We start from the raw sequence: 17,196 nt of genomic DNA, 5'->3' as shown, positions 1-17,196 counted from the left end.
CTCCACTCCAGGTTTCCATCCCTTTTCCCACTTTTTATGAAAACGAACTTAAAGCCGTTTTTCTACCTGCTGAGTCTGCTGACTCTTGCGGCTTGTCAGCAAAACAAAACACCCCAGGAAGTAAATACGAAGGATACGGATTCGGCCTTTAAGACAGATACGGTTCACATTCGAAATTACGAGCAGGAGTTACAATTCACGGGCGAAGTGTCTTTCGATCAGAAACAGGTAGATCGCGTTTTCCCCATTGTTAGTGGTAATGTGTTGGAAGTAAACGCCGAGCTTGGAGCCTATGTGAAACAGGGCCAAATATTAGCCAAACTGCAAAGTGCGGATGTAAGCCAGTTTCAACGCGATTATAATCAGGCCAAAGCCGGTTTCGACATTGCCAAACGCAATGCAGATAATGCCGAACAGCTTTATAAAAGCAAATTTTCGAGCGAATCGGATTTGATTAATGCCCGTAAGCAACTTGAAATTGCGACTTCAGAACTGGATCGTTCGACGCAGGTATTGAAAATGTACGGCGGAACCTCGTCTACTAACCAGCCGACCTTCCTGGTGAAATCTCCCGTGAGTGGTTACGTGGTAGAACGGAACGTGAACCCCAATACCCAAATTCGTTCGGACAATGGAAACAGCATGTTCACCATCTCCAATCTGTCGGATGTCTGGATTCTGATTAATATCTACGAATCGGACATTGAAGCCGTTAAAGTGGGACAGCAAGTGAATATCACAACTCTGGCGTATCCTGATAAAGTTTTTCAGGGAAAAATTGAAAACATCAGCCAGGTGATTGATAACGACAGTAAGGTATTACAAGCCCGCGTGGTATTACCTAACCCCGGTGGACTTTTGAAACCTCAGATGTTCTGCACGATTAAACTGCACATTGAAAAACCCGAAAGCTTACTGGCGGTAAATCCGAAGTCGGTCATTTTTAGCGAAGATAAATACTTTGTTATCAAGGATATGGGCAAAGGAAAATACGAGGCAGTACCCGTGGAAGTCATCCGTAGCACTTCCCGCTATAGCTATGTGAAAGGCGACTTGAAAGATGGTGATCCCATCGTTACCGAAGGTGCCTTATTACTTTTCAATGAATTAACGGACTAATCCCCCCACTCCCTTCCCGGGTCCGATCATGAATAAGTTCATTAAAAATATCATTGGCTTTTCCCTTAAACACAAAGGCATTGTGTTTCTGATGACCGGACTGGTTGTCATTGCGGGAGCCGTTAGTTTTTACAATACGCCGGTGGAAGCTTACCCCGACGTAACCAATACCGAAGTGGTTATTATTACCCAATGGCCGGGTCGTAGTGCCGAAGAAGTGGAGCGTTTCATTTCCAGTCCGATTGAAACAGAAATGAACTCCATTTCCCATAAGACGGCGATTCGTTCCATTAACCTGTTCGGATTATCTTTCATTAAAATCGTTTTTGAAGATGGCGTTGATAACTTCAACGCCCGCATGGAGGCCAGTCAGAAACTGGCGAATGTAAACTTACCCGATGGCGTAGATGCTGAAATTCAGCCTCCCGCTGGCCCTACGGGGGAGATTTATCGCTACACGCTGACTTCCAATACCAAGAATACCACGGAATTAAAAACCATTCAGGACTGGACGGTAGAGAAAGCGATCAAGGCCGTTCCGGGCATTGCTGATGTGGTCAGTTTTGGTGGACACGTTAAGACCTTCGAAGTAAGTATTAACCCTGCTTTACTGGCCAAATATGACTTGACGGCTCTTGATGTCTACAGTGCCCTGCAACGAGCTAACGTGAATGTCGGCGGGGATATCCTTCGGGAAGGGCAGCAAGCATTTGTGGTTCGGGGTATCGGGATTGTAAAAAATGTCTCTGACATTGAGAAGGTGATCGTTAAGAACGTAAAAGGCGTTCCCGTTCGGCTTTCCAATCTGGGAACCGTTCACGAATCGGCTTTACCTCAACTAGGCATCGTCGGTCGGGATAATCATGATGACGTGGTAGAAGGCATTGTTCTGATGCGGAAAGGTGAAAACCCAGGACTGGTTTTACCCCAACTTAAGGAGAAAATTGCCTATCTCAATTCGGTTGTCTTACCCTCTGATGTAAAAATCAAGGTTTTCTACGACCGAACGGAGCTCAACAATCACACGCTGCACACCGTGGGCGAAAACGTGATTATGGGTATTACGCTGGTCACCGTCATTCTGTTGATTTTCCTGGCGGACTGGCGGACAACGGTTACCGTAGCCATCGTCATTCCTTTGGCTTTACTCTTCGCTTTTATCCTGATGCGGATGAAAGGAATGTCAGCCAATCTCTTATCCATCGGAGCTATTGACTTTGGAATTATCATTGACGGAGCGGTAGTAATGGTGGAAGGGCTCTTTGTAATGCTGGCTCACTGGGCCGAGCATGAGGGTATGGAGAGGTTTAATAAACGAGCCAAAATGGGCCGAATTTTGAAAACTTCGGTAGAAATGGGTAAATCCATTTTTACCTCCAAGCTTATCATTATTACGGCTTTATTACCCATTTTCTCGTTCCAGAAAGTGGAAGGTAAGCTTTTCAGTCCGCTGGCTTTCACGATGGGTTTTGCTCTGCTCGGTGCTTTATTGCTGGCCTTGACACTGGTTCCAGTTTTAAGTAGCATTTTACTCAATAAAAACGTCCGCGAACGTCATAATCCGGTTATTGAATTTCTAAACCGGAACTACGCTCCACTGCTGAATCGGGTGATGGATCACCCCAAACGGGCTATCACGATAGCCGTTCTTTTCCTCATCGGATCCCTCGCTTCCTTCCACTTTGTAGGAACGGAATTCCTGCCTCACCTTAACGAAGGTTCGATTTACGTGCGGGCCAGTATGCCTTTAAGTATCAGTCTGGAAGATTCCTATCACTATACCCGCAAATTCCGTCAGGTTTTTGAGCAGTATCCTGAAGTTCGCGGCGTAATCTCCCAAACGGGCCGTCCTAACGACGGAACGGATGCAACGGGCTTTTTCAATCAGGAATTCTTCGTGGACTTATACCCTCAGGAAGAGTGGAAACGCGACATTACCAAAGATGAGTTAATCGCCGAAATGCAACAGAAACTGCATAAATACCGGGGCATTGACTTTAACTTTTCCCAACCCATTTCGGATAACGTTGAAGAAGCCGTATCCGGCGTCAAAGGCTCGATTGCCGTCAAAATACAGGGACGAGACTTAAACGTACTGGACAAAAAAGCGGATCAGGTCTACGCTATTCTTAAGAAAGTACCCGGCATTCAGGACTTAGGCGTGTTTCGTAACCTCGGTCAACCGGAGTTAATCATTACGCTGAATCCCGATAAAATGGCTCAATATGGCGTAGATGCTGCCGATGCAAACGCCGTTATTGAAATGGCGATTGGTGGTAAAGCCGTAAGTCAGGTCTACGAAGAAGAACGCAAATTCGATCTTCGGTTACGCTATGATTTACCCTTCCGTTCGTCCATCGAACAGATCGGAGCTTTACGAGTACCAACCATGGACGGCGGTAAGATTCCGCTCAAGGAAATTGCCAATATTGGTAACGTAGCTGGCCCAGCCTTCATTTACCGGGAAAACAACGCCCGCTTCATTGCAGTAAAATTCTCGGTTCGTGGCCGGGATTTGGGTAGCACGATTGAAGAAGCCCAACAACGCGTGCAGGCTGCTGTCAAACTCGATAAAGGGTATGAAATCAAGTGGAATGGAGAATTTGAAAACCAGCAACGGGCTGAACGTCAATTATCCATTGTAGTTCCCATCAGTATTCTGCTGATTTTCTTTATTCTCTTTGCCTCTTTCGGCAATGCTCTGGATTCGATTCTGGTTCTGCTCAATGTGCCCTTTGCTCTCATCGGTGGTATTATGGCTCTGTTGCTGACAGGTATGAATTTCAGTATCTCAGCCGGTGTGGGCTTTATCGCTCTCTTCGGTGTCGCCACACAGGATGGGGTTATTCTGGTCAATAAATTCCGTCAGAATCTACACGAGAAAATGCCACTCGGCGAAGCCATTAAAGAAGGAGCTAAGTCACGTTTGCGTCCAGTAATTATGACAGCTCTGATGGCCTCGTTAGGTCTGTTACCTGCGGCTCTGTCCCACGGTATTGGTTCCGAAACGCAGAAACCACTGGCAATTGTAGTCATTGGGGGCTTGATAACTGCTTCGGTATTATCCTTATTGATTCTACCCGCTGTATACGAATGGGTTTACAGTGGCCGCGAACGTCGGAAAAAGCTGATGCAGTAGCATTTGGCTTTGATTTCGTTTGAAGGTTAGAAAGGGTTTGAGGAACATATTTTCCTCAAACCCTTTGTTTTGTTAAGCCTAAGTCTATCAAGACGGAATTATAAGAAATGCTGTTGTGGGGACGCAAGAATGCGGAAGTTAGTCCAAGTTTTTAACACGGATTTGAGAGAACCGCGTCTGTGACGCTGTGAAAGCAGGATAGTGGATTCTTCTCTGCGGATTGTCAATTCAGGGCTGTCCAACCTGGGGCTATCCACAGTATAATCTATCCCAAACTGCGGAGGGGTTATACCTCCCATTTCCAAACGTCTTGTCTAACTTTCCACCATGGTTGGTGTCCTCACCAACCACTAGGCTTTATATGAATGGCTGGTGAAGACACCAGCCAGGGCGGGAAAGCTAGTTCGTAAGAACAACAGAAGTAGAGTTCTAGTCTCCCTCTTTGTTAGAGACGCGATGAAGTCGCATCTTCATGTGAATTGTCGCACTCTCACATTATCCGGCCCATTCACCCCGGATTATCATCCGGGGCTATCCATGTTAAACCCCTCTGGGGTTATGGTCTGCATTTCAAAACGTCTCCCCTATCTTTACTGGTTTTCACTCCAAACTCCAAACCGCAGCGGCGATACCCAGGCATTCCAAACCATCTTCCTTCCTTTTCAGTTTATTAGCTTAGCTTCTCTAATGCCTGATACCTCTATACATTGCCATTTATGCCTTCTGCCTTTTTACGGTTTGTTTTTCTTTGGTTTGGACTACTTCTCCCCCAACTGCTGTTAGCTCAAAGTCATGAACTGAAAGTCATCTCTGAAAACGATGCCTACCTTTGGAACAGGCACGATGGTTATTATACCAACGGCATTTTTGCCAGCTTTTATTACCTACCCTCAAAGCTTAATAATCGTCTTGATAGCACCCGTAAGGTTACCAAAATCACATCTACGTACCAGATCGGGCAAATGATTTATAATCCAGAAAACGTTTTTTTAGTAACGACTCGCCAAATTGATCGACCCTATACGGGCTATCTCTATGCCCAAAAAGGCTTTTCTTTTTTCTACCGGAAAAATCAGGTTTTAAATGTTTCGGCCTCCCTCGGCTTTACAGGTAAGCATTCGTATGCCAAGCAGATACAAACGCTTATTCACAAAACCTTTAATTTTATTCCTCCCGAAGGCTGGGTTAAGCAGTTGAATAGCGAGTTCTCCCTAAACCTTCGCGGACAATATTTTCACAGCTTATTACCTCCCAAACGTCAGCGTTGGCTAGAAGTATTTACGTCGGCACAAGTGGAGCTCGGTACGCCTTTTACCAGTGCTTCAGCGGGTTTGTTATTCCAGCTCGGCCTCTTTCAAAAGGCTTCGGAGTCCTCTTTATTTAATGCCCAAATCAGTCGTAATTCCGATCATCAGAAACCGGAGATTTATTTCTTTTTCCATCCTCAACTCAAATACCAGCTCTATAACTCCACCATCCAGGGTGGTCTTTTTCTTCAGGACAAAGGTCCCGCTACCGGACCTATCACTCCATTTGTTTACTTGCATCAACTGGGAATAACGGCAGCATTTCATCGGCTAACCCTTTCCTCTACCTTCTCCTACACGCAACGCGAAGCTCGTTTGATGCGTGAAAAAGCCGAGCATTACGGAGGATTTGCCATTGCCTATCGATTTAACTAACAAAAAGCGACTCATCGTATCAAATGACACGGTTATTCCGCGTTTTCAATACGGATTCATGAGAATTGCGTCTTCGACGCCAACGGGAACTATCCGTATCGTATTTCATGCTCGGCTAGACGTAATAAACCGTGTCTCTACAGTCGATGCGTTCCGTTTTAGATTCCAAATATTATTCGGCAATTCTGTTATAAGGCGGTTTTAGAATTTTATACTTCCTTAAAACCATCATTTTTTCACCAAGTATTTGTAGCCTTCCCAGAATTTCAATCGTTTTCTTTTCTAGCCCAAACCATTTCCCATATTTGTAAAATATTTTAAAAAATAAGGATTCGCCTTCTAAGCTCCTTAACTTCAACTCCCTTAATACGATTTCTTAGGGTTACCTAACACTATTGATACATTTCTACCGAGGCTCTTGCTGCCTTTGCGTGTTCTGTTTTTATGAAAAAAGTAAGTATTCTGGCTTTGGCCCTGCTGGCTGCCGCTTGCGGCAAACATAGTAAACCCCATTCTTCCGCTGCCAAAGCGAAGCCGGGGCATTTTACCCAGTATGTTGATCCCCGCATTGGTACGGGTTTTCACGGTCACGTATTTTTAGGGGCGAACGTTCCTTTTGGGGCAATACAGATTGGACCTACACAGGCGAACCCCGGGAAGTTAGGGGATGGCTGGGACTGGTGTTCGGGTTACCACGTATCGGACTCGCTGATTGCCGGTTTCTCTCACACGCACCTAAGCGGAACGGGTATCGGGGATTTAGGCGATGTACTCATGATTCCAACGACGGGTAAAGTCCGGCTAGAGCGTAGCGTAGCAGGTAATTCACCAAGCGGGTACATGTCTCGTTTCTCGCACGATGACGAAGTGGTTTACCCCGGTTATTATGCCGTAAAATTGCAACGCTATGATATTGGTGTGGAGTTAACCGCCTCCGAGCGGGTGGGAATGCATCGCTATACCTTCCCTAAATCTGACGAATCACACATTCTCATTGATCTAAAAGAAGGCATTGGCTGGGATCGGGCAACGGATACGTATCTCGAACAAAAAGACGCGACCACTTTAACAGGGTATCGTTATTCAACGGGTTGGGCTAAAGATCAGCGGTTATTCTTCGCCATCGTTTTCTCGAAACCCATCGAAAAACTCGATTTATACAATGCCACCACTGCCATTTCCGGCAAATCAGCCAAGGGGAATCAGGTGAAAGGCGTGCTGAGTTTTGCTACTAAACAGGGCGATCAGGTGCTTGTAAAAGTGGGAATTTCTCCCGTCAGTGAAGCCAACGCTTTAGCTAATATTAAAGCCGAAGTACCGGGCTGGGATTTTGATCAGGTAGCGAAAAATGCCGATGAATCCTGGAATAAGGAACTGAGCAAAATTCAGGTGCAGACCAAAGATCAGGATCGTTTGAAGGTTTTTTACACGGCTCTGTATCACACCATGATTGCTCCGTCAACGTTCAACGATCATAACGGCGATTATCGCGGAGCAGATCAGAAAGTATACCCGAACGCAAAGTTCAAAAACCTGACTACCTTTTCACTTTGGGATACGTATCGGGCAGCAAATCCGTTGTTGACGATTACGCAGGGTCAACGCGTGAATGACATTGTAAACACAATGCTGCACATTTATCAGCAGCAGGGTAAGTTACCCATCTGGCATTTAGTAGGTAATGAAACAAACACCATGCCCGGTAACAGTTCATTACCCATTATCTCGGATGCCATTCTGAAAGGATTTAATGGTTTTGACGTAAATCTGGCTTTTGAGGCAATGAAAAAATCGGCTATGCTGGATGAACGCGGCCTGAATTACATCAAAGCAAAAGGGTACATTCCAGCAGATACGCAAACGGAAAGTGTAGCGAAAAACATGGAATACAGCATCGACGACTGGGCCGTGGCTCAGGTAGCAAAGAGGCTGGGTAAAATGGAAGACTACGCCTACTTCAGCAAGCGGGCGAAAAACTACCGGAATAACTTTGACGCCAGCACGCGTTTCATGCGGGGTCGGGTTTCCGATACAGAATGGCGGACGCCTTTCAATCCTTTCGTTTCGCGTCACGAAAAAGATGATTTCGCCGAAGGTAATGCCTGGCAATACACCTGGCTGGTGCCTCAAGATGTGGAAGGTTTGATTGAATTACTGGGTGGAGAAAAAGGGTTCACGCAAAAACTGGATTCCCTTTTTATCATTAAAGGTGACATGGGAGCCGAGGCCTCCAACGACATTTCAGGTCTGATTGGTCAATATGCCCATGGAAATGAACCCAGTCACCACGTAACATACCTGTATACTTACGTAGGTCAACCCTGGAAAACGGCGGAAAAAGTACGCTACATCCTTGACCATATGTACACTACCAAACCTGACGGAATCATTGGTAATGAAGATGTCGGTCAAATGTCAGCCTGGTATATCCTGTCTTCGATGGGCTTCTACCCCGTAAACCCTGCCAATGGAGCTTACGTATTTGGTAGTCCTGTGTTTGACAAGGTAGCTCTGCAATTGGGTAACGGAAAAACCTTCCACCTGAAAACGGTGAATAACGGTCCGGAGAACAAGTACATTCAGAGCATTAAGCTGAATGGAAAGCCTTATACCCGGTCTTATTTATTACACCAAGACCTGATGAATGGTGGTGAAATGGAAATTCTGATGGGTAAAGAACCCAGCAAAACGTTTGGCGTCAATCCCGCCGACCGTCCACGTTCCATTCACGACTAACTAATCTTTTACCCGCCCGGAGGGCCTTATGTAACCTCCGGCGAAACCGTTGAATCTGGTTTTGCCGGAGGTTATTTTTTTAATCCTCAAACATTTCTTCCCTCAATTCTATGAAAAAGACCTTACTTGCTCTGGCATCCCTACTGACTTCGGCTCTGGGTTTTGCTCAGCAACCTTATGAACTCAACGCGGGCTGGAAGTGTGCCCCCGTTGGGAAAGTAGCGGTAAAAGGCACGGAACTTTCCAATCCTTCGTACAGCCTGGCCAACTGGCAACCCGCCACCGTTCCCGGCACGGTGCTGACGACCCTGCTGAATAATAAGCAGATTCCCGATCCTTTTTACGGAATGAATAACAAGCACATTCCAGACATTTACCACACGGGTCGGGATTATTACACCTATTGGTTCGTCAAAGATTTTAAGGAAGAAGCTCAATCAGGTGAGCAGGTCTGGCTTCAGTTTCGGGGCATTAATTACAGTTGTGAAGTATTCCTGAACGGAAAAAAATTAACCGATAAGCCCCACACGGGCATGTTTCTGCGGAAGACGTTTAACATTACGCCTTACCTGAAAAAAGGCAGCCCCAACCGTTTGGCGGTCATTGTCTATCCTCCCGATCCGGTAGGTAACCCTAACGGTGGACAGGGCGGCGACGGTACGATTGCTAAAAACGTTTCGCATCAATACGTAGCGGGTTGGGACTGGATTCAACCCATCCGCGATCGTAACACGGGCATTTGGGATAAGGTAACGATTGAAAAAACGGGAGCCATTCATCTGAAAAATCCGCACGTGGTTACGCTCGTTCCCGGCAAACGGATGCCCGAGGGCCCACAGAAACCCGCAACGATTAAAGTATCTACGGAGCTGGAAAATCCTACAGCCAACCGCGTGGAGGGAATGGTTCAATACACGCTTGAAGGCACTAAAATTTCTAAAAAAGTAAGTATCCCCGCTAAATCTACGGTAACTGTTGACTTACCCGCCTTAACGCTGAACAATCCTAAACTGTGGTGGCCTTATGGGTATGGTCAGCAACATTTATATCCAGTCACGATTCAGTTTGTAGCGGGAGCGAACGTTTCAGATGAAGAAAAAATCAATATTGGTGTTCGGGAAATTCAAACGGAATGGAACGCCACCACCCGCAGCAAGCAGGTTTCGGTAAACGGACAGAAAGTATTTATCAAGGGCGGTAACTGGATTATCTCGGATGCCATGCTACGCTTCTCCCCTGAACGTTATGATGCCGAGATTCGCTTTCACCGCGATATGCACCTCAACCTGATTCGCATCTGGGGAGGAGCCATTACCGAACGTCCTGAATTTTACGAAGCCTGTGATAAATATGGATTACTGGTTATGCAGGATTTCTGGGGTTCGGGCGACTGCAATGGCCGTTGGGTAGATCCCGCGAAACTGGAAGATCAGTGGACTCGCCGAAAATATCCCGACGACCATTCGCTATTCCTTGAATCAGCCGCCGATCAGATTAAGATGATTCGGAATTACCCTTCGCTGGCCATCTGGTGTGGAGGGAACGAAATTACCTTGCCTACTGACATCATGTTACCACTCCGTGATTCCCTGTTACCTGCTCTGGATGGCACGCGTTGGTTCATTGATTATTCCAACTCGGATGATATGTCCTTCAATTCACTCGGCGGTAATGGTGACGGGCCTTATGGCATTCAACCCATTGCTAAATTCTGGTCCTTCAAAACCTGGCCTTTCAACTCCGAAGTGGGTTCAGTGGGTGTAGGAGATATTCAGTCGCTCGAACGCTTTATTCCGAAGGAAAATCTTACTGCTCCCCAATTCAGTAATGGTAAATCAAAAGTGGATTCGGTGTGGGACTACCATAAATACATTGGATACGACGAGTACATTGACCCTTACGGTAAGGCTAAAGATACCCGCGATTTCGGACTGAAAGCTCAGGTCGTTAATTACGATCAGTACCGGGCATTGATGGAAGGTTTCTCTTCACACATGTGGGAATGGTATACGGGAAGTATCATCTGGAAAACGCAAAACCCCTGGACGGCTCTTCGCGGTCAGATGTACGATTATTACCTCGATCCGAATGCCTGCTTGTATGGCTTGCATAGCGGTAGCGAGCCGTTGCACATCATGTATAATCCTGTGGACAGCATGGTAATGATGGCGAATAATACCTTTCAGACGCAACGCGACTTAATGATGGTCGTGAAGCTCTACGACATGAAGGGCAAGGAAACGGTGATTACACAGGTATTCACAGAAATTGGCCCCAGCACGGCACGCCCTTACCTGTCCATAGCGAAAGCTTTGGAAAAAGCTGCGAAAGAAGACGGCGTGTTTCTGTCCTTACGTCTGTTGAATTTGAATAAGGAAGTGGTGAGTGATAACCTGTACTGGTTACCAAATGAGAAAGGCACCTACACGGGCTTACAGCAGTTAAAGAAAGTAGACATTCAGGCTACGGCCCGACAAGTAGCCAAAGGTAAAATTGCAGTAACGCTACGCAATGAAGCCAATAATCCGGTAGCGTTTTTCAATCGAATCTCGCTGGTACACTCGCAAACGAAGCAACGCGTGTTACCCGTCTTTTATAGCGATAATTACATTTCGATATTACCGGGGGAACAAAAAACCATAACGCTGGAATATACACCCAAAACCGAAGACAAACCGCTCGTTTCGCTGGAAGGCTGGAATATAGGGGACCGTTTCATTCCTATTGGATTGTAATGGATTATTCGTTGTTTATGCCCTTCCCGGAAGTTTAAGAACTTTCGGGAAGGTCTGTTTTAGAGGGTTGTTAACGGAAATTTGGAGGCTAGACAGCTATACAACAAATATTTCATCTGAGGTATCGCTTGCTCAAAAGGTTGCGAATAATCCTGAACGGCGTATATTATTTTGCCATTTGATCTTATCAAAGCATAAGCTTACTCTGAAGGTATGCTCACCCTTCCTGACCGGATTCATCAATTCTGGATGAATGCCCTTCTTTCCGTTATTTCAACTGTCTAGTTCTCCGTTATTTCAAGTAATTATCTTATCTCGAGTCTATTAACTAGGTGAGTCATTAGCTGATTCATTAATTTATTCAAATAAATCTAATAAGTAAACCCTACTAGTTTAGCTACTTTTCTCCTAGTTATTAAGGCTAATGAATTTAAGTATGGTATGTGAATTTCAGGGAGTTAAGGAAATAAAAAGTCATTTAACAAATCCAACTCCACATGAAATCAACATTGAATACGTATGCAGAAAAGAAGCATCGACTTCTTTTGAAGGGAGGTTATCTTCTGGCGATGTTCGCTCTGCTAAGCTTAACGGCTTGCAACAAAAATGACGACACGGATCCGGGTAAGGATATTCAACCGACTGGTCCCAAGCCTTCCTGGGGACCCACCATTAAGCCACAAATGCAGGCTATTATCGAAGAAATGGCTCGTCTGGATTCGACTCCCCTTTATACCCTCACTCCTCAGCAGGCCCGTACCAAACCATCCATTAAAGACGCCGTTAGCTCTTTGCTGAGCAGAAACAACATTACGCCTCCTGACATGCAGGTAGATACCAGTCAACGCCTGATTCCCGGTTATGGTGGTACAAACATCCGGGCAGTAGTATATCGTCCGCAAGGGGCTAGTGGTAATTTACCCGTCATTGTGTATTACCACGGCGGTGGCTGGGTTATTGCCAGTCCCGAAGTGTATGAGGCTTCAGCCCGTGCAATGGCTCGCAATACTGGAGCAATAGTCGTTTCTGTTGAATACCGTAAAGCACCCGAAAATAAGTTCCCAACGGCTCATATAGACAGTTACGAAGCCTACAAATGGGTAAGACGAAATGCCGCTTCACTCAATGGCGATTCTACTAAAATTGCCGTAGCCGGTGAAAGTGCCGGTGGTAATATGGCCGTTGGGGTAAGTATCATGGCTCGTGAGAACAATTTCCCAATGCCGATTCACCAACTCCTAGTGTATCCAGTAGCTAATAATGATTTAACTACCGCCTCGTATAATACGTATGCAAACGCAAAACCGCTAAGCAAGCCTCTGGTAGAGTGGTTTGTGGACAAATATTTCCGCACTATGTCTGACGGCGATAGCAGATATATCTCGCTGGTTGACGTAGCCACACTAAGTGGTTTACCTGCCACGACTATCATCGGAGCGGAGATCGATCCCCTGCAAACGGAAGGCAAACAGTTGGCAGACAAATTTACTTCTGCCGGAGTAAGTACGGAATACCGTCTGTATGAAGGTGTAACCCACGAATTCTTTGGAACTTATGCCATCGAGCCCAATGCTCAGGATGCTCAGGAATACGCGGCTTCACGACTGAGAAGTGCTTTTGGTCGATAGTGAGTGATGATTTTATAGAAAGAGGGATGCAAACGTTTTGCGTCCCTCTTTTATTTTCTGCCAATGACTGCGACCATTCGTCCCGTTATGCCCTTTTCAAGACGATGGGAGAAGTAATCTTCATTGTGAAGGACCGTTGAATAAGGTGATATTTCAATTTGAGAATCAGGAATACCAAAGCTTTGCAAGGGGTAGGCATTAGCGGCTTTCAAATCCACGAAGAATTTTTGCCTGCTTTCGTCCCAACGTTTAAAACGATCGGCGAAATGATCGGACACATCGCTCCCTACTTCAAACGAACACTCGTCAATGCAAGTACCAACCCAGGCATAACAGTCTTCAGGTTGAGTTCCGTAGGTTTCCTGCATCGTTTTTAGTGTTTTTGCTACAATTCCAGCTACTGTCCCCCGCCACCCTGCGTGAATGGCAGCAACTGCTTGGGTACGGGCATCATATACTAGAATTGGTGTGCAGTCGGCAATGGTTACCAAAGCCATTACCCCAGCCTGATTAGTTATGACGGCATCGTGCCCCTGTTCTCGTCCAGGTTGATTGGTTATAAATATCTCCGTTCCGTGCACCTGATGAGAAGAAGCCACCTGGCTTTCTTTGATTCCTAAACTCTCGTAAAAAAGGCGTTTGTTCTCAAGAACCGCTTCAGGATCATCCTGCGTAGAACCGCCCAAATTCAGACTATGATAGGGCGATTGGCTCACGCCACCGTGACGCGTGCTCTGAGCGGCAATTAATTCTGAAAATGCTTGGAATATGGGGGGTGTATAAAAAAGAGACTTAGTACTCATGGCCATCTAAACTTGATAAGAAAGCTCAAAACTAATGATTTATTGTTTTGACCCATGAGCAAACCTCAGTTTCAGCCCGTCCCTCTGGTAGAGACGTGACTTCATCGCAACTGGGTAAGAGGCAGTTTCATCACGATTGAAAGGATTTTTATTTACCGACCAGACGCAGTAAAGTCGTATCTCTACTTGAATGCTTGATTGTATGCTTTTTCCGCCCTGGTTGGGGTCCTCACTAACCACTATACTTTTTGGCTGGTGAAGACACCAGCCAGGGCGGGAGCGTATGGCCCGTCCAACGTTTACCCCGGGTTATCACCCGGGGCTATCCACATTCAACCCTTCTGGGGTTATACCTCCCATTTCCAAACCTCTTCCCATCCACCGTGGTTGGTGTCTTCACCAACCACTAGGCTCTTTGACTGGTGAGGATACCAGCCAGGGCAGGAGTATGTACCTCACACAAAAAACCGGATTAACATCCGGGGCTATTCAGGTTCAACCCCTCCGGGGTTATGATTCCCATTTCCAAACAACTCCCCTACCTTTATAGGTTTTACCTTTCCAAACTCCAAACTCCAAACTCCAAACTCCAAACTCCAAACTCCAAACTCCAAACCGCAGCGGCGGCCGCTCCAAACTCCTTAATAAGTGTTAAGTATTCTAGACAGATGGAATAAAAAACGTCTGATCTCTGTTATAGGTGTAAGGAGTTTTGATTTAATTTGCCACTAATTTAAACTAAATAAAAATAAATCTATGAACACGAAACGTTTCCGGCTCTTTGCGGCTGCTCTTGCTTTATGTAGTGTATCTACTTTCCTACCTGCAACTGAAGCTTCCGCTCAAGCTGGTAAACCTGCTAAAGCATTGGTCCTGAATGCGAACGATGCCATGCAGTTTGATAAAAAAGAATTTAAAGTGAAAGCTGGCCAGAAAGTAAAGCTGACGCTCAAACATACGGGTAAATTTGCCAAACAAGCCATGGGTCATAACTTCGTGTTGCTAAAACCCGGCACCGATTTACAAGCTTTTGCCTCGAAAGCTAATATGGCTTCCAGTACAGAATATATTCCTAAGTCAGAGTCAGCTAGTATCGTGGCTCATACCAAACTGCTAGGCGGTGGCGAAAGCGATACCATCGAATTTACGGCTCCTAAAAAAGGAACGTATACGTATATCTGTAGCTTCCCCGGTCACTATGGCATCATGCAGGGTAAGTTCGTTGTAGAATAAGCGTAAACGAAGCTATTCTTCACGTTTTTAATAAAGTAAAAGCGGTCTGGAGGTTCTCCAGACCGCTTTTACTTTATTAAAAACGTTCTCAAACTATAGTACACTGTTCATATTCCTAACGGCTTCTGCTGACTTATTGAATGCGGCCTGTTCAGCTTCAGTCAGACCAAAGTCAATGACTTTTTCCCAGCCATTTTTGCCGATTACTACAGGCACGCCCAAACAAATATCTGATTGACCGTATTCACCTTCCAGATACACACAGCAGGGAAGAATCCGCTTCTGATCTCTGACAATACTTTCAACGAGTAAGGCTCCCGCAGCTCCCGGAGCATACCAGGCTGAAGTCCCGATTAATCCCGTCAGCGTTGCTCCACCGACCATCGTATCTGAGGCTACTTTCTGTAAGGTAGTTTCATCCAGATATTGACTGACGGGCGTTCCTGAATAAGTTGCCAGTCGAGTCAGAGGAATCATCGTGGTATCGCCGTGACCGCCAATAACCGTAGCCTGTAAATCCGACGGTGGCACATCCATCGCCAGCGACAGGTAGGTTTTAAATCGGGCTGAATCCAGAATTCCACCCATGCCGATGATCTTATGCTTGGAAACTCCCGCCGTTTGCAGAGCTAAATAAGTCATGGTGTCCATTGGATTGGAGATCACAACAATGATCGCTTCGGGCGAATGTTCCAGAATCTGCGTCGTAACCGTTTTCACAATCCCCGCGTTAATACCGATCAGTTCTTCGCGGGTCATGCCGGGTTTTCGCGGAATTCCCGAGGTAATCACGACGACATCAGAGCCAGCCGTTTTGGCGTAATCATTGGTTGAACCGACTATCCGGGAATCAAAATCCAGCAGAGTGGCGGTTTGAAACATATCCAGTGACTTTCCCTCTGCCAGTCCTTCTTTAATATCAAGCAAGACTACTTCCTGAGCCAATTCTCGCCGAACGATGTTATCAGCACAGGTAGCTCCAACGGCTCCAGCTCCTACAACGGTGATTTTCATGGAATCTACGTTTAAAATCGTGAACGAAGGTGAATACGTTGCAATTAAGTAAATATTCCAACAATTAATAGAACATTTACTATTGAACTTTATTCACGAGAAAAAGATGAAGAGAATTATGAGGACGATAATGAACGATAAATACATGGCTCCATCGACGCCAATATACTGGCGATATTTGTGGATTGCCGCCCAGATTTTTTTCATAACTCAAAATGCTAGTGCTGAATTCGACTAAAGGACAATGTTACTGAAACCCGTTGATATTGTAGAGAAAAGACCGAATGAATCTTCAGAAGCTGATTTATTTCTATGCATTTATCAAGCGAAGCCCCTTCCTTTGTGGATCATTTGCATTCCTTATCTATCACTCCATATCATGACTATTGGCGATAATTACCAGCATTCCTTTCAGTTTTCACAAGAAGATGTCATCCGTTTTGCGGAAGTTTCCGGTGATAATAATCCATTACACTTAGACGCTGAATTTGCAGCGACAACTCCGTTCAAGAAACCGATTATCCACGGCATTCTGGGAGCCAGCATTTTTTCTAATGTTATTGGTACGAAGTTCCCCGGAGCGGGTAGCGTATACGTGAAGCAGTCACTCGAATTTTTACGCCCCATGTTTGTAGACGTGGCTTATGAAGCTCGTTTTGAAGTGCTCAGCGTTAATGCTGATAAACACACTGCCGAGATCTCTACCGAAATTATTGATGCCCAGACCAAGAAAGTAACCACCCGGGGCGTGGCCGCGGTAATGAACAAAGAGCATTTCTAACAAGGCAATAAAAAACCCTCGAATGCGATCATTCGAGGGTTATCGATAAAGAGGATGGCGACTAGCCTTCTTTTTCATTTTTCTTTTCTTGTACTTCAGAACGAATATCCTGAGCCAACACTTTTAGGTCTTGCATACCTTTGCGAACACGTGTGCCCGCAGCCTGGTTTTGTTTATCGTAGAATTTTTCGAAGTCGCCTTCTAGGGATAATACCAATTCTTTGAGTTCTGAGAATCTGCTCATGTGAGTCTGGTGTTTATAATGTATAACGAATGATTGAAAGTATGCAAAAGTGCATTTTTGGCGAAATTTAGGCATTTACGCT

General features: G+C 45.6%; 11 protein-coding genes. 8 read left to right on the top strand and 3 right to left on the bottom strand.

Annotation, left to right across the window (positions count from 1 at the left end):
* Positions 1-36 precede the first annotated feature (36 nt).
* The 6 genes from BWI96_RS18455 (at position 37) to BWI96_RS18425 (ending at position 13,039) form a co-directional block, all read left to right on the top strand.
* Positions 37-1,119, top strand: a complete 1,083-nt coding sequence (locus tag BWI96_RS18455; RefSeq protein WP_106637997.1) for an efflux RND transporter periplasmic adaptor subunit — start codon at positions 37-39, stop codon at positions 1,117-1,119.
* A gap of 28 nt (positions 1,120-1,147) precedes the next feature.
* Positions 1,148-4,258 (top strand): efflux RND transporter permease subunit, encoded by a 3,111-nt coding sequence (locus BWI96_RS18450; protein ID WP_106637996.1) that lies wholly within the window; start codon positions 1,148-1,150, stop codon positions 4,256-4,258.
* Positions 4,259-4,974: 716 nt separating this feature from the next.
* Positions 4,975-5,940, top strand: coding sequence for a lipid A deacylase LpxR family protein (locus BWI96_RS18445; protein ID WP_106637995.1), 966 nt, complete (start codon positions 4,975-4,977; stop codon positions 5,938-5,940).
* A gap of 444 nt (positions 5,941-6,384) precedes the next feature.
* Positions 6,385-8,676 (top strand): GH92 family glycosyl hydrolase, encoded by a 2,292-nt coding sequence (locus tag BWI96_RS18435; RefSeq protein WP_106637993.1) that lies wholly within the window; start codon positions 6,385-6,387, stop codon positions 8,674-8,676.
* Positions 8,677-8,786: 110 nt separating this feature from the next.
* Positions 8,787-11,411, top strand: a complete 2,625-nt coding sequence (locus tag BWI96_RS18430; RefSeq protein ID WP_106637992.1) for a glycoside hydrolase family 2 TIM barrel-domain containing protein — start codon at positions 8,787-8,789, stop codon at positions 11,409-11,411.
* A gap of 497 nt (positions 11,412-11,908) precedes the next feature.
* Positions 11,909-13,039 carry an alpha/beta hydrolase gene (locus BWI96_RS18425; RefSeq protein WP_106637991.1) on the top strand — a complete coding sequence of 377 codons (1,131 nt, stop codon included), beginning with the start codon at positions 11,909-11,911 and terminating at the stop codon, positions 13,037-13,039.
* 50 nt (positions 13,040-13,089) lie between these two features.
* On the opposite strand, the gene pgeF is transcribed toward BWI96_RS18425, so the two are convergent.
* Positions 13,090-13,842, bottom strand: coding sequence for a peptidoglycan editing factor PgeF (pgeF, locus tag BWI96_RS18420; protein ID WP_369804219.1), 753 nt, complete (start codon positions 13,840-13,842; stop codon positions 13,090-13,092).
* Positions 13,843-14,598: 756 nt separating this feature from the next.
* Here pgeF and azu point away from each other — a divergent pair.
* Positions 14,599-15,075, top strand: a complete 477-nt coding sequence (gene azu, locus BWI96_RS18415) for an azurin (RefSeq protein ID WP_106637989.1) — start codon at positions 14,599-14,601, stop codon at positions 15,073-15,075.
* Positions 15,076-15,168: 93 nt separating this feature from the next.
* Here the strand turns inward: azu and mdh are convergent, their stop codons facing one another.
* Positions 15,169-16,089 (bottom strand): malate dehydrogenase, encoded by a 921-nt coding sequence (gene mdh / locus BWI96_RS18410; protein WP_106637988.1) that lies wholly within the window; start codon positions 16,087-16,089, stop codon positions 15,169-15,171.
* A gap of 379 nt (positions 16,090-16,468) precedes the next feature.
* Here mdh and BWI96_RS18405 point away from each other — a divergent pair, with 379 nt between their 5' ends.
* On the top strand, positions 16,469-16,870 hold the full coding sequence (locus tag BWI96_RS18405) for a MaoC family dehydratase (protein ID WP_106638022.1): 402 nt from the start codon (positions 16,469-16,471) through the stop codon (positions 16,868-16,870).
* Positions 16,871-16,931: 61 nt separating this feature from the next.
* On the opposite strand, the gene BWI96_RS18400 is transcribed toward BWI96_RS18405, so the two are convergent.
* Complete coding sequence (locus BWI96_RS18400) at positions 16,932-17,114, bottom strand: histone H1 (protein ID WP_106637987.1); 183 nt, start codon at positions 17,112-17,114, stop codon at positions 16,932-16,934.
* Between the last annotated feature and the right edge of the window lie 82 nt (positions 17,115-17,196).

It is taken from the genome of Siphonobacter sp. SORGH_AS_0500, assembly GCF_002838835.1.
GTDB lineage: Bacteria > Bacteroidota > Bacteroidia > Cytophagales > Spirosomataceae > Siphonobacter.
This window is presented reverse-complemented; position numbering and strand designations above follow the sequence as displayed.

Coding starts and splice junctions, on each gene's coding strand:
- BWI96_RS18430 (WP_106637992.1), top strand. CDS start 8,787: ATGAAAAAGACCTTACTTGCTCTGGCATCCCTACTGACTTCGGCTCTG.
- BWI96_RS18455 (WP_106637997.1), top strand. CDS start 37: ATGAAAACGAACTTAAAGCCGTTTTTCTACCTGCTGAGTCTGCTGACT.
- BWI96_RS18435 (WP_106637993.1), top strand. CDS start 6,385: ATGAAAAAAGTAAGTATTCTGGCTTTGGCCCTGCTGGCTGCCGCTTGC.
- BWI96_RS18405 (WP_106638022.1), top strand. CDS start 16,469: ATGACTATTGGCGATAATTACCAGCATTCCTTTCAGTTTTCACAAGAA.
- azu (WP_106637989.1), top strand. CDS start 14,599: ATGAACACGAAACGTTTCCGGCTCTTTGCGGCTGCTCTTGCTTTATGT.
- pgeF (WP_369804219.1), bottom strand. CDS start 13,842: ATGAGTACTAAGTCTCTTTTTTATACACCCCCCATATTCCAAGCATTT.
- BWI96_RS18400 (WP_106637987.1), bottom strand. CDS start 17,114: ATGAGCAGATTCTCAGAACTCAAAGAATTGGTATTATCCCTAGAAGGC.
- BWI96_RS18450 (WP_106637996.1), top strand. CDS start 1,148: ATGAATAAGTTCATTAAAAATATCATTGGCTTTTCCCTTAAACACAAA.
- mdh (WP_106637988.1), bottom strand. CDS start 16,089: ATGAAAATCACCGTTGTAGGAGCTGGAGCCGTTGGAGCTACCTGTGCT.
- BWI96_RS18445 (WP_106637995.1), top strand. CDS start 4,975: ATGCCTTCTGCCTTTTTACGGTTTGTTTTTCTTTGGTTTGGACTACTT.
- BWI96_RS18425 (WP_106637991.1), top strand. CDS start 11,909: ATGAAATCAACATTGAATACGTATGCAGAAAAGAAGCATCGACTTCTT.